The organism is Vannielia litorea, from assembly GCF_900142295.1.
Taxonomy (GTDB): Bacteria; Pseudomonadota; Alphaproteobacteria; order Rhodobacterales; family Rhodobacteraceae; genus Vannielia; species Vannielia litorea.
Window position 1 is genome coordinate 1,750,449 of sequence record NZ_FSRL01000001.1, and the last position, 13,077, is coordinate 1,763,525.

The window sequence follows — 13,077 nt, forward strand, 5'->3', positions numbered from 1 at the left end:
GCCAACTCCGAACCGCGCCGCCGGACGGAGCAGGCGCAGCACCCGGTTGAAATCACGGTGCGGGTGAAGGGACTCGAACCCCCACGCCTCGCGGCGCCAGAACCTAAATCTGGTGCGTCTACCAATTCCGCCACACCCGCTTTCCGTGCGAGCGGCTTCTATCAGCGCCCCCTGTGGCAGGAAAGCCGGAAAAACACGCCCCGCCGCCAAAAGGAGTAGCCTTTAAGGCTTCCTTTACGGTAGCGTGAAAGAAAAACGAGGCAGTTTCATAGCGAGCACCCCATGTCTGACATGACGATGGGAGACCTGCGCCGCGCCGCACAGGTGTTCACTCCCGATCTCGGGCCAGCCGGCATATCCGCCAGCGCCCGTATCCTCACCGCGCGTGGTGAGCGGCGCCTGGGCGATCTCGAGCCGGGCGAGCGGATCATCTCGCGCACCTCCGGCATGATCCGGCTGGCCGGGCTGACCCGCTTTGACTGCGAGGCCTGCCCCATCGCGCTGGCGCCCCACGCCCTCGGCAACGGCAGACCTTCCGATCTCGTCCACGTCAGCCCCGCGCAAAAGCTCCTGCTGCGCGACTGGCGGGCCAAGCTGCTCTTCGGCAGCGCCGCCGCATTGGCCCCCGCCGCCGCCCTGGTGGACAATGGCTACATCACCCGCACCCCCCGGCTGACGGGGATGGAGATGGTCACGCTCCACTTCGACGCGCCCCAGATCCTCTATATCGGCATGCTCGAATGCGCCTTCGAGCCCGACGAGGCCTCGCAGGCCGCGTGATCTGAGCGCCGATCCCCGCGCCGTCATCCTCGGGCCTGACCCGAGGACCTCCCGCCACGAGACCCCCGGGTCGAGCCAGAGGATAAAACGTCGCCAACGCCCCCGCAGGCTGCGCATTCAAGGCGCACCTTCCCCGGCCTCCAACCGTGCCAACACCCGCGGCATCATCTCTGGCAGATCCTCCGCAATCAGCCCCGGCCCGAATTCCCGCGCACATTCCACATGCAGCCAGGCCGCCGTCTCCGCCGCCTGCATCGGCGCAAACCCCCGCGCCATCAGCCCGGTGATAAACCCCGCCAGCACATCCCCCGCCCCCGCCGTCGCCAGCCAGGGCGCGGCCCGGTCGTAGACCGCCGCGTTCACCGAACACGCCCCGTCCGGCCCCGCGATCACCGTATCCGGCCCCTTGAACAGCACCACGCAGCCCGCCCGCGCCGCCGCCTCCCGCGCCGCATCCACCTTCGAATAGGCCGGCCCGCGCTCCGCAGGTGCCTCCAGCCTCGAAGCGATATCCGGGAACAGCCGCGCGAACTCCCCGCCATGCGGCGTCAGCACGCAGCCCTCGTGGAGCATTTCAAACAGCGCCTCCGGCGCCTCCGCAAAACCCGTCAGCGCATCCGCATCGAGCACCGTCGCACGACCCGCGCCAAGAACCACCGGCACCATCTCCCGCGCCCGCTCGATCCCCAGCCCCGGCCCGAGGCACACCGCAGTGATCCGCCCGTCCTCCAGCACCCGCGCCAGCGCCGCGCCGTCCCCCACGGCCTGCAACATCACCGCATCCAGCCGCGCCGCGTTCTCCTGCAACGCCCCAGGGCTAGGCGCCACCGTCACTAGCCCCGCGCCAATCCGCAGCGCCCCCCGCGCCGCCATCCGCGCCGCGCCGCCCTTTCCACCGCCTCCCGCAAGCACCAGCGCATGCCCGTGGGTGAACTTGTGCGCGTGCCGGCCGAACGGGTCGACCTTGGTCGCCACGGTCACCACAGGCCCGTCGATCCGCTGCACGATGCCCCTGTCCGCCGCCCCGGCCCGCAGTCCGATGTCCGCCACGGCAACACGGCCGCACACGAAGGGGCCGCGCCCCAGATAGTGCCCCAGCTTGGCGGCATGAAAGGTCACCGTCAGATCAGCCCAGAGCGCATCGCCCGCCAACGCACGTCCGCTGTCGCTGCACAGCCCCGAGGGCAGGTCCACCGCAACAACGCGCGGGCATCCCGGCTCCTGGCGCAGGTCCCATTCCGGCAGCCGCGCGCCAAACCCCGCATCGCGCGACAGCCCCCTAGTCAGGCCGGTTCCGAAGAGCGCATCCACGATCAGATCACAGGACCAGGGGTCGCACCCATCCTCCCAGGCCCGCACCTCCCCCAACTCCCCCCACCGCTCATGATTGACCCGCGCATCCGGCGGCAGCTTCTCCACGTCCCCGTAGAGAAACACCTCCACGTCCCAGCCCCACTCCCGCAGCAGCCGCGCCACCACGAACCCATCCCCCCCATTATTCCCCGGCCCGCACAGCACCACCGCGCGGAACGTCCCCGCCGCCAGCTCCGGCCATTCCTCGAACATCGCCCGCACCACGCCCCGTCCGGCGCGTTCCATCAGCTCCAGCCCGGTGACCTCGCCCGAGGCGATCGCATCCTGTTCGATGCCGCGCATTTGTGCAGATGTCAGAAGTTCCATGCGCCATCCGCCTCAAAAGTTTCCAAACCGCCCACGCGGCAATCGACTTGCATATTTTTTCATCACGCCCGAGAATTCCCCCGATACGCGCACTCACGCAAGAACCGGCCCCGTTGCCGCCACTTGCTGAAAGTGTTCTCACCCCTAGCGGAATGGACATCAAGGGAGTCGGCCAGCCATGAAGAAGATCGAGGCGATCATCAAACCCTTCAAGCTCGACGACGTGAAGGAGGCCCTACAGGCCGTCGGCGTGCAGGGCCTTTCGGTGATCGAAGTCAAGGGCTTCGGCCGCCAGAAGGGGCACACCGAACTCTATCGCGGTGCCGAATACGTGGTGGACTTCCTGCCCAAGGTGAAGATCGAGGTCGTGCTGGCCGATGACCAGCTCGACGGCGCCATCGAGGCGATCATGTCGGCGGCCAAGACCGACAAGATCGGCGACGGAAAGATCTTCGTCTCCACCATCGAACAGGCCATCCGGATCCGCACCGGCGAAGACGGCGAAGACGCGCTCTGAGCGCCGCCGCCCTCGCCCGAGAAACTTTCAGCAAGGAGAAAGAGAAGTCATCATGAGCAACAAGGACGTTCTCAAGACCATCAAGGACGACGACGTGGAGTACGTCGACATCCGCTTCACCGACCCGCGCGGCAGGCTCCAGCACGTCACGGTCATGTCCGACCAGGTCGACGAGGACTTCCTCGAAGACGGCTTCATGTTCGATGGCTCCTCCATCGCCGGCTGGAAGTCGATCGACAAGTCCGACATGAAACTCATGCCCGATGCCTCCTCGGCCTACATGGACCCGTTCTATGCCGAGAAGACCCTCTGCCTGCACTGCTCGGTGGTCGAGCCCGACACCGGCGAGGCCTACAACCGCGACCCGCGCGGCACCGCCCAGCTGGCCGAGGCCTACCTCAAGTCGTCCGGCATCGGTGACACCTCCTACTTCGGCCCCGAGGCCGAGTTCTTCCTGTTCGACGATGTCCGCTACTCGGTCGAGATGAACAAGGTGAGCTTCCAGGTGGATGCAGGCGACGCCGCCTGGAACACCGACACCGAGTTCGACATGGGCAACATGGGCCATCGTCCCGGCATCAAGGGCGGCTACTTCCCGGTCAACCCCACCGACGACGCCCAGGACCTGCGCTCCGAGATGCTCTCGACCATGAAGCGCATGGGCATGAAGGTCGACAAGCACCACCACGAGGTGGCCTCGTGCCAGCACGAGCTCGGCCTGATCTTCGGCACGCTGACCAAGCAGGCCGACGAGCTCCAGAAGTACAAGTACGTCATCCACAACGTGGCCAACGCCTACGGCAAGTCGGCCACCTTCATGCCCAAGCCCATCAAGGGCGACAACGGCACCGGCATGCACGTGAACATGTCGATCTGGAAAGACGGCAAGCCGCTCTTCGCCGGTGACAAATACGCCGACCTCTCCGACGAGGCGCTCTACTACATCGGCGGTATCCTGAAGCACGCCAAGGCGCTCAACGCCTTCACCAACCCCTCGACCAACAGCTACAAGCGGCTGATCCCCGGCTTCGAGGCTCCGGTTCTGCGGGCCTACTCGGCCAACAACCGTTCGGGCTGCATCCGGATCCCGTGGGCCGAAAGCCCGAAGGCCAAGCGCGTCGAGGCCCGCTTCCCGGATCCCTCGGCCAACCCCTACCTGTGCTTCTCGGCGCTGCTGATGGCCGGCCTCGACGGGATCAAGAACAAGATCCACCCCGGCGAAGCCATGGACAAGGACCTCTACGACCTGCCGCCCGAAGAGTTGGCCGGCATCCCCACCGTCTGCGCCTCCCTGCGCGAAGCCCTCACCGAGCTGGAAGCCGACATGGACTTCCTCACCGCCGGCGACGTCTTCACCAAGGACCAGATCGAGGGCTACATGGACCTCAAGTGGGAAGAGATCTACGCCTACGAGCACACCCCGCACCCGGTCGAGTACAAGATGTACTACAGCTGCTGATTTCACGCGGGACAGTGAAACAGGGGGGCGCTCTTCGGAGCGCCCCTTTTGCGTCGGGCGGGCAATCTGCCCCCTGCTGCACAACCCGGGTCGCCACCCTGACAGGCCGTCTCGAGGCGCGCCGTCGCGGCCCCCGCAACGCCCCCCTCTCCAACACGCCCGGCACCCGGCCCCGTTTCCCCTGCCCCCGGCCAGCGGGCGGGCGGGTGAGCGCGCGCCTCCGCCCCGCCGGGCCGCGCTGCCGCCCCAGCCGCGCCCTACTCTGGCCAGATTGCCCTGCCATCACGCGGCCAAGCAGTGCAAACCAAAAGAGGCAGCCGACATGCCCCTTCCGAGCCGGATCGACGCCGCTCTTCTCTATGCCTCCAGCCCCGCGCCGGACTTCGCCGCCGTGGCGGAGCGCGTCAACGCGATCATGGCGCCCTCCGGCATTGCCCTCGAGACCACCACGCTGAAACCCGCCCAGGGGGCCAAGCTCGAGGCGCCCGGCCTCTCCCTCACCTTCGCGCTGGCCGGCAAGCGGCTCTCCGAGGGCCGGCTGGCCCGCGCCGTGGCCTCCGACTACACCCGCCTCACCGGTCTCGACGCGCCCGCCGAAGTGGCCGCGCACCAGGCCTTCATCGCCGTCGTGGCCGAGGCCAAGGGCTTCGACGCCGGCAGCCAGGAGAGCTTCGAGACCCTGCTGGCGCTGACCCAGATCGCCACCAGCCACCTCGCCATGAGCGCCGAGCCGCTGGCGATCCACTGGGGCCAGTCCGATCAGCTGTTCTCGCCCGAGCGTTTTCTCGCCATGGCCGATGTGCTGTTTCCGCTGCCGCTGTTCTGCCATCCCCGGCCCTTCTCCTCGGGCCGCGTGGCCGAGGGCACCCAGGTGATCGGCTTCCGCCTCGACCACGCCGAAGAGGTGCTGGGCCGCCCGCTGCTCTTCCGCGAGGCGCCGGCCCGCCTGCCCTACCTGCTCGACCGCGCCTATGCCTTCATCGACCACTGCCGCGACAAGGGCCGGATCCTCGGCGATGGCGCCCAGTTCGGCGCCTCCCCCGGCGAGGTCATCGCCGTGGCCATGAAACCGCCGTCGCAGGACTACCCGCAGGGCCACATCGAGCTGACCCTGCGCGAGCGCGAGGGCGTGTTCCAGCTCCAGCCCGACGGGGCCTTCAACCCCGCAGGCCTCGCCGATGCCCGGCCCGAAAGCGCGCCCCCCGGACCGCTGCCCACCGGCGGCAAGACCGGCAACGCGATGGATGACTTCTTCTCCACCCCCGATGCCTCCGCCCGCGAGCGCATCGGCCAGGCCTCGGCCGCCGGCACCATGCGCCCGAACGCGATGGGCGGCCTCGCCGCCACCGCCGCGGCCACGCCCGGCGGCATCGAGGCGCTGCGCGCCGCCTCCCGCGAGCGGATGGACCGCGAGAAGCGCCGCTCCGAGGCGCATGTGAAACAGATGCAATGGGTCGGCTTTCTCTTCGGGGCCGGCATCCCCGGCTGGCAGACCGCCGCCACCACGCCCGGCCTCCAGAAGATCCTGCCCTGGCTCGCCATAGCCGCCACGGCACTGGTCCACCCCATCGCCGCCGGCCTCATGCTGGCCGTCCACCTCGTCCGCCCGATGCCCTATTACGTCTATGGCGGCATCGCGACGCTGGTCTTCATGGTGGCCATGATCGCCGGTGCCGACCCGGCGCTCGGCTACATGGACCTTCTGTCGCTGGCCCTGGGCGATGAGATGTCGCTGTTCCAGGTCTCCGACAGCACCTACGAGCCCAGCAACTTCGTCGAACGCGACTATTACGAAGGCGCGCGCAGCGATTACGATACCGGCGGCACCGGCTGGTGGTCGCTGCTGAAGGGCACCTTCTGACCGCAGAACACGCACCTACCGCGCCAGCACCAGCTCCGCCTTCAGCCCGCCAAGCGCCTCGCTCTCGCCCAGCCTGAGCGTGCCGCCGTGGCTCCGCGCCACGTCGAGCGCAATCGCCAGCCCCAGCCCCACGCCCCCGCCCGCATCCTGGTTGCGCGCCTCGTCGAGCCGGGTGAAGGCCCGCATCGCCTCCTCCCGCCGCGCCTCCGGAATCCCCGGTCCGTCGTCCTCGACGGTAAACCGCACCATCCGCTCGCCCAGATCGAGGCTCAGCCGGGCCTTGCTGCCATAGCGCCGCGCGTTCGAGAGCAGGTTCGCCACCGCCCGCTCCACCGAGAGCGCGCGGATCGCGATCTCCCGGCTGCCCTCGCCACGCCGCTCCAGCTCCACCATGCCTCCGGCCCGCCGCGCCTTCTCGGCGACCCGCTCGGCCAGCTCCACCACGTTCACCGCCTCCGCCGCCTCGCCCGCCTCGGAGCGGACGAAGGCCAGGAAGCCGTCGAGCATCGCCTCCATCTCCGCCACGTCGCGGGCCAGCTCCTCCACATCGGCCCCGTCCGCCTCGGCCAGCGAAAGCCCCAGCTTCATCCGGGTCAACGGCGTGCGCAGGTCGTGGCTCACCCCGCTAAGCAGCATCGTGCGCTGCGCCGTCTGCCGCTCGATCCGGTTGCGCATGTCGAGAAAGGCATTGCCCGCCGAGCGCACCTCCACCGCCCCGGCGGGCTTGTAGGGCTCGATCCGCCCCCGCCCGAAGGCCTCCGCCGCCGCCGCCAGCCGGGTGATCGGCCTCAGCTGGTTGCGCAGGTAGATGAAGGCCACCAGCGCCATCACCACCCCCACGAAGCCCATCAGCACCAGAAACTGGTGCGGGTTCGAGGCACTCACCCGCCGCCGGTCGAACCCGATGCTGAGCGGCCCGTGCGGCGTGCTCACCTGCAACGACACCCGCCGCGAGTTCTCCGACAGGTCCACCGCCTCCACGCCCTCCAGCCCGCCGCGCAGCTCCGCAATCACCGTGGCGCCCGACACGTCATAGAACGGCCGCTTGAAGCCGTGCATCTCCTCGCCCGGCAGGGCCAGCTGCAACCGCAAGGCCTCGGCCAGCCCCGCGACCTCCGCCAGGGCCGTCTCCGCATCCGGCGCCGCCGCCACCTCCCCGGTCAGATGGCGCAGCTCCAGCAGCAGCGAGTCGGTCATCTGCTGCGTCACGTCCTCGAAATGCCGCTGGATGAACACCACCGACACCACGACCTGAAGCACCACGATCGGCAGAAGCAGGATCAGCGCGGCCCGGCCGTAGATCCCCCTTGGCATCGAGCGTTTCAACCACGAAAAATCCATGCCACAAGGTTACGGGCGGCAGGCAGGGAGCGAAAGATGCAAAGCGCGGCAGGCGTGGCGGTTGAGCTGGAGCCCGGCGTGGTGCGGGTGATCGCGCCCAACCCCTCGCCGATGACCCATTGGGGCACCAACAGCTACCTCGTCGGCGAGACCGGGCTGGCCCTGATCGACCCGGGACCCGACCTGCCCGCCCATGCCGAGGCCCTGCTCGCCGCGCTGAAGCCGGGCCAGGCGATCACCCACATCCTGTGCACCCACTCCCATCTCGACCACTCCCCCCTCGCCGCCCGCCTCTCCGCCCGCACCGGCGCGCCCGTCCATGCCTTCGGCACTCACCTCGACGGCCGTCGCCCGGTGATGCAGGCCCTGGCCGAGAGCGGCCTCGCCGGCGGGGGCGAGGGAATAGACGCGGGCTTTGCCCCCGACATCCGCCTCGCACATGGAGATGTGCTCGCAGGCCCCGGCTGGCAGCTCACCGCGCTCCACACGCCGGGTCACATCGCCAATCACCTCAGCTTCGCGCTGGCCCGTCCCGAGGGCGAGGCCGTGTTCACCGGCGATCACGTGATGGGTTGGGCCTCTTCGCTCATCAGCCCGCCCGATGGCGACGTCACCGCCTTCATGGCGTCGCTCGCGCTGCTGGCCGGGCGCCCCTCGCGCATCTACCACCCCGGCCACGGGGCGGCGGTCACCGATCCCGCCGCCCGGCTCGCCTGGCTGGCCAGCCACCGCCGTGCCCGCGAATCCCAGGTCCTCGCCGCCCTCGCCGCCGGCCCCGCGAGCCCGCCCGAGCTCACCGCCCGCGTCTACACCGATGTCCCCCCGGCGCTCCTCCCGGCCGCCGAGCGCAACCTCCTCGCCCAGCTCGTGGCCCTTGCCGAGCAGGGCGCCGTCACCGCCTCGCCCACCCTGTCCGCCAGCGCGACCTACGCCCTCGCGTAACCCCCGCAACTTTTTCGTCAAAACCCTCTGGACGCCCCCCGGACCCGTTGCTAAAAGCCGCGCCAGTGTTCCGGCGTAGCTCAGCGGTAGAGCAGTTGACTGTTAATCAATTGGTCGTAGGTTCGATCCCTACCGCCGGAGCCAATTTTCTCAAGAGCGATGGCAAGATGCTGCGGCACGCCCCGAAGGGGCTGTCCTGACGTCCGAACGCGGCAACGCATGGTGCGTCGCCGCTTGGCCCGCCCGCCGGCACCGGCTGCCGCTCCCCGATCCGCAGGCCGGGCTCCGAACCGCCGCACGTCCTCTCCAAAGCCTTTGAAAAAAGGGATATCGTCGCGATCGCCGGCTCCCGGGCCTTCTGGCCGGCGCGCCCGGTCTCGCGCCCTGGCGCAGCCCCTGATTCCGGAATCAACCCGCGATTGCGGACCCCCGAAAATCCCGAAACAATCAACCCACAATCGACCCAAATGGCCTAACTCGGCGGGATTATGTCAAAATTTTGTTGAAATGTGGCAAAATTGCGCCCACCATCACCGGGCAAGCCTTTTCATCATCAAGTCGTTTCACCGTGGGGGGAGAAATGCCACAGTTTTCGGGGCTAAGAACGCCCATCCTTTTCGGAGTTATCGGTCTCGCAGCCAGCACCACGATGGCCCTGTCTGCAGAACCGACAAGATGCAGCCGTCTCATGTCTCAAGTCAGCGCCGAAGCGCTGTGCGGCTGCGACATCGTCACAACAGGGTTTATCCGCAGGGTCCAGCTGCTTCCGGAGTTCCCGGCGCTGCTCGAACAGACGGAAGAGATGTGTCCCAAACTCGCTTTCGTTCTGTCCGACACCGCGACGGCAGCGATCACGCCCGCCACCAACGGCAGTACCGCCGGTGGCGGGGGCACCGCAGGCAACACCGGCGGCGGCGGTAGCACCGGCGGCGGTGACACGGGCGGCGGTGATGACACGGGCGGCGGTGGTGACACTGGCGGCGGCGGTTCCGGCGGCGGCAGCGGCGGCGGCGGTTCCGGCGGCGGCGGCGGCGGTGCTGGCGGCGGCGGCAGCGGCGGCGGCGCCGGCGGCGGCGGCTCCGGCGGCGGCAGCGGCTCCGGCGGCGGCAGCGGCGGCGGTTCCGGCGGCGGCGGCGGCGGCGGCGGCGGCGGCGGGGGTCGGCGGCGGCGGCGGCGGCGGCGGCGGCAGCGGGGGTTCTGGCGGCAGTGGCGGCAGTGGCGGCGGCGGCGGATCCGGCGGCGGTTCTGGCGGCGGCGGCGGCGGCGGCGGCGGCGGCGGCGGGTCCAGCGCCGCATCCGGCAACCCTGGCAATGACAAGGATGTCGGCAAGGCGGGTGAAAACCCCAACGGCAAAGGCGGCTGGGGCGGTGGCTCGCGCGGCAAGTCCGACGGCAAATAGGTCAGGGTCAGTCCGCCTGGTCTGAGCCCTGTGCCAACCCGAAACACGGACGAGGGCCCTTCCGGGCCCCGTCCAAAGCACGAAAGGACAAGACACGACACCAGGACCGATCCGCCCCGACAGGGGCGACGCTGCCGGGGCCGGATGACGGCTCGGCACAGGATCCTGGCTCAGCGCGTGACCTCGGTGATCTTCGCGTGAATCTCGGCGCAGAAAGCGTGAATTCCGGAAACGATCCGTAGCGAGTCACCCGCCAAGGCGCTGAAATCGAAACTATTGCTGACCCGAATTCAATTCAACCAATGGAGGTTCAATCATGTATCTTGTGAAATCCGTTACCAAATTTTCGCTCGCCCTCGGCCTCGGCCTGGCGGCCCTCTCCGCCACCCCGGCCTCGGCCGCCAAATGCACGGCCTTCTCTGCCGTCGGCATGAGCTCGGCCCCCGAGATCTGCGGCTGCACCGTGGTGACCCAGGGCTTCCTGCGCTCGGTCTCCCGCAAGGACAACTTCGGAACCCTCCTGGGCGCGATGGAGCAATCCTGCCCCGCCCTCGCCCAGCTGGTCACCGACCTTCCCACCGCGGCCGCCGTGCCGACCATCCGCAACCCCCCGAGCGGGCGCAGCGTGCAGGTGGCCGAGGCTCCGGCTGAGGAGGTGGACGAAGAGTATGAGGACGAAAACGGCTACTGTGAGCCGGGGGACAGGAAACAAAAAGAAGTCCGTGAGTCCCGTCGCTCCGAGAAGCAATCCCGGAAAAGGTCTAAGTCGAAAAACCGCTCTGAAGGCCGCAAAAAGCGCGGCTCCAAGTCCGGTCGCTCCGAGCAACAGGTCGATTGACAGGCGCTGCCAAGTCTTGAAGAGAGCGCCTCAAGCGCACTCTCTATGGATTTAGGGCCCCGTCTCTCGATCAATCGACAGACGGGGCCAATTCAACCCTAATACTGGACTTGCCTACCGGCCAAACCCCGAGACCCAGCGCGCCGGGTTGTCCGGGTCCTGCATCCGCAGGAAGATGTAGCCGGTCTCGCGCCAGCCCAGCATCTTGTTGGTCTGGTTGTCGAGCACCACATCGCCCCCGGCGCTGCGATAGATCAGCACCGCATGCGAGCGGCGCTGGTTGTCCAGCGCGGTGGCGATGAGCAGCCGCGACGGGGCCACGCCGCTGCGGATCAGCTCGCGCTTCTTGATCAGGGCGAAGTCCTCGCAGTCGCCGCCCTTGCGGGTGGGCAGCGCCCAATGCTCCTCGCGCGCATATTGCGACTTGTCCGAGATCGTCCGGGTGGAGGCATTGATCGCCAGGTTCACCCGGCGCACCAGCGCCAATTCCGAGGGCCGTCCCGGCCCGGACTGGGCCGCACAGGCCCAGGCGTATTGCGAGCACAGCGAGCGTGCGCCGCTCGGCGCGGGGGCCGACCGCGCGCCCACCATGTAAGTGCCCGCCGCCAAAACCGGCGCGGCCGGGGCCGTGAGGCCGAGTGCAAGAAAAAGTCCAGCGATGACGGTTCGTGCCGTGTTCATGGGCCTACCTCGTTCAGTCATTGTGCCTTTTGCGGCAACCCGACCCTGCTCGATCAGGGAACCGGTCTTCCGGTGTTAGGTCGCGGGTGCGACCGAATTGTGGAGTCTGAGTGACCAATTCGGGGTTAACGCACAATCGCCATGCTCAACCACCGCGAGAATTGGCGGAAAAGCGCCAAACATGGTTGGCTGACCCTACGGAACCACCAGATCTAGCACAGGCCCGTCCAGATGGAGCCTGGCTCCGGTAACCGCCTGAAGCGCCTCCATCGACAGGCCGGGCAGCTTTTCACGCAGCACGAATCGCCCCTCCACCACGTCGACCACCGCCAGCGAGGTGTAGATCCGGCTCACGCAGCCCACCCCGGTCAGCGGGTTGGTGCAGCGCTCCACCAGCTTGGGCGCGCCCGCCCGCGTCACATGTTCGGTCACCACGGCCACCCGTTTGGCCCCGGTCACCATGTCCATCGCGCCACCCACCGCCGGGGTGCCGCTGTGCCCGATCCGCCAGTTGGCGAGGTCGCCTGTCTCGGCCACCTCGTAGGCCCCCAGCACCGCGAGATCGATATGCCCGCCCCGCACCATGGCAAAGCTGTCGGCGTGGTGAAAGATCGCGGCGCCGGGGTTCAGCGTCACCGCCTTCTTGCCCGCGTTGATCAGGTCCCAGTCCTCCGCGCCCTCTTCCGGCGCGGGCCCCATCCCGAGAATGCCGTTCTCGCTGTGGTAGGTCACATGCCGCCCCGCGGGCTGAAACTGCGCCACCATCTCGGGAAATCCGATGCCGAGGTTCACATAGGCCCCGTCGGGAATATCCTGCGCCGCCCGCCAGGCGATGCCCGCGCTCGTCAGCTTCTCCATCAAAACACCTCCCCCGCCCGCACCAGCGCCTCTTCCTGCGCGGGCTCCGGCACCTCGACCAGCCGCTCAACAAAGATCCCCGGCGTCACCACCGCCTCCGGGTCGATAGCGCCCGGCGCCACCAGCCGCGAGACCTGGGCGATGGTGCAACCCGCCGCCATCGCCATGATCGGCGCAAAGTTCCGCGCCGCCAGCCGGTAGGTCAGGTTGCCATGCCGGTCGCCCAGCTGCGCCTTCACCAGCGCCACATCGGCCTTCAGCCAGCGTTCGCGCAGATAGAGCCGCCCGTCGAACTCCTCCACCGGCTTGCCCTCGGCCAGTTCGGTGCCCACGCCCGTGGCCGTGTAGAAGGCCGGGATCCCCGCGCCCCCTGCCCTGATCCGCTCGGCCAGCGTGCCCTGAGGCACCAGCTCCAGCGCCACCTCGCCGGCCTCGTACCGGCGCTGAAACGCCTGCGGCTGCGACGAGCGCGGAAACGAGCAGATCACCTTGGCCACCATGCCCGCATCGAGCATGGCCGCGATCCCCACCGCGCCGGTGCCGGCGTTGTTGTTGACCACGGTCAGTTTTGCCGGATGCCCGGTCTCCCGAAACCGCGAAACCAGCGCATGGATCAACTCCACGGGAATCCCCGAGCCGCCAAAGCCCGCGATCATCACCACCGCCCCGTCGGCGATGTCACCCACCGCCGCCGTCAGGCTCGCAACGCTCTTGTCCATC

12 protein-coding genes and 2 tRNA genes are annotated in these 13,077 nt (G+C 68.5%); 8 read left to right on the top strand and 6 right to left on the bottom strand.

The window, feature by feature from the left end; all coding sequences use genetic code 11:
• Positions 1-58 precede the first annotated feature (58 nt).
• A tRNA-Leu gene (locus BUR94_RS08685) sits at positions 59-140 on the bottom strand.
• 142 nt (positions 141-282) lie between these two features.
• On the opposite strand from BUR94_RS08685, the gene BUR94_RS08690 reads away from it, so the two are divergent.
• Complete coding sequence (locus BUR94_RS08690) at positions 283-780, top strand: Hint domain-containing protein (protein WP_084192965.1); 498 nt, start codon at positions 283-285, stop codon at positions 778-780.
• Positions 781-897: 117 nt separating this feature from the next.
• Here the strand turns inward: BUR94_RS08690 and BUR94_RS08695 are convergent, their stop codons facing one another.
• Positions 898-2,460 (bottom strand): bifunctional ADP-dependent NAD(P)H-hydrate dehydratase/NAD(P)H-hydrate epimerase, encoded by a 1,563-nt coding sequence (locus BUR94_RS08695; RefSeq protein ID WP_074255871.1) that lies wholly within the window; start codon positions 2,458-2,460, stop codon positions 898-900.
• A gap of 178 nt (positions 2,461-2,638) precedes the next feature.
• Here BUR94_RS08695 and BUR94_RS08700 point away from each other — a divergent pair, with 178 nt between their 5' ends.
• The 3 genes from BUR94_RS08700 (at position 2,639) to BUR94_RS08710 (ending at position 6,297) form a co-directional block, all read left to right on the top strand.
• A complete protein-coding gene (locus tag BUR94_RS08700) occupies positions 2,639-2,977 on the top strand; it encodes a P-II family nitrogen regulator (protein WP_074255872.1) in 339 nt (112 codons plus the stop codon).
• 52 nt (positions 2,978-3,029) lie between these two features.
• A complete protein-coding gene (gene glnA / locus BUR94_RS08705; protein WP_074255873.1) occupies positions 3,030-4,436 on the top strand; it encodes a type I glutamate--ammonia ligase in 1,407 nt (468 codons plus the stop codon).
• A 322-nt stretch (positions 4,437-4,758) separates the two neighbouring features.
• On the top strand, positions 4,759-6,297 hold the full coding sequence (locus BUR94_RS08710) for a hypothetical protein (RefSeq protein WP_074255874.1): 1,539 nt from the start codon (positions 4,759-4,761) through the stop codon (positions 6,295-6,297).
• Between the two features lie 15 nt (positions 6,298-6,312).
• On the opposite strand, the gene BUR94_RS08715 is transcribed toward BUR94_RS08710, so the two are convergent.
• Positions 6,313-7,638 carry an ATP-binding protein gene (locus BUR94_RS08715; protein WP_074255875.1) on the bottom strand — a complete coding sequence of 442 codons (1,326 nt, stop codon included), beginning with the start codon at positions 7,636-7,638 and terminating at the stop codon, positions 6,313-6,315.
• A 36-nt stretch (positions 7,639-7,674) separates the two neighbouring features.
• On the opposite strand from BUR94_RS08715, the gene BUR94_RS08720 reads away from it, so the two are divergent.
• From BUR94_RS08720 to BUR94_RS08735, 4 genes are all read left to right on the top strand, one after another.
• On the top strand, positions 7,675-8,580 hold the full coding sequence (locus BUR94_RS08720; RefSeq protein WP_074255876.1) for an MBL fold metallo-hydrolase: 906 nt from the start codon (positions 7,675-7,677) through the stop codon (positions 8,578-8,580).
• Positions 8,581-8,649: 69 nt separating this feature from the next.
• Positions 8,650-8,724: transfer RNA gene (locus tag BUR94_RS08725), tRNA-Asn, on the top strand.
• A gap of 788 nt (positions 8,725-9,512) precedes the next feature.
• The gene (locus BUR94_RS20655; protein ID WP_175570439.1) at positions 9,513-9,980 is read left to right on the top strand and encodes a hypothetical protein; all 468 of its coding nucleotides are present in this window, start codon (positions 9,513-9,515) and stop codon (positions 9,978-9,980) included.
• 316 nt (positions 9,981-10,296) lie between these two features.
• Positions 10,297-10,818: a hypothetical protein gene (locus BUR94_RS08735; RefSeq protein WP_074255877.1), complete on the top strand. Its 522-nt coding sequence runs from the start codon at positions 10,297-10,299 to the stop codon at positions 10,816-10,818.
• A 114-nt stretch (positions 10,819-10,932) separates the two neighbouring features.
• Here the strand turns inward: BUR94_RS08735 and BUR94_RS08740 are convergent, their stop codons facing one another.
• From BUR94_RS08740 to BUR94_RS08750, 3 genes are all read right to left on the bottom strand, one after another.
• Positions 10,933-11,499 carry a transglutaminase-like cysteine peptidase gene (locus BUR94_RS08740; RefSeq protein WP_175570440.1) on the bottom strand — a complete coding sequence of 189 codons (567 nt, stop codon included), beginning with the start codon at positions 11,497-11,499 and terminating at the stop codon, positions 10,933-10,935.
• Positions 11,500-11,694: 195 nt separating this feature from the next.
• The gene (locus BUR94_RS08745; protein ID WP_074255879.1) at positions 11,695-12,357 is read right to left on the bottom strand and encodes a 3-oxoacid CoA-transferase subunit B; all 663 of its coding nucleotides are present in this window, start codon (positions 12,355-12,357) and stop codon (positions 11,695-11,697) included.
• Positions 12,357-13,076, bottom strand: coding sequence for a 3-oxoacid CoA-transferase subunit A (locus BUR94_RS08750; RefSeq protein ID WP_074255880.1), 720 nt, complete (start codon positions 13,074-13,076; stop codon positions 12,357-12,359). The genes BUR94_RS08745 and BUR94_RS08750 overlap by 1 nt, the downstream gene beginning before the upstream one ends.
• Position 13,077: the final 1 nt, after the last annotated feature.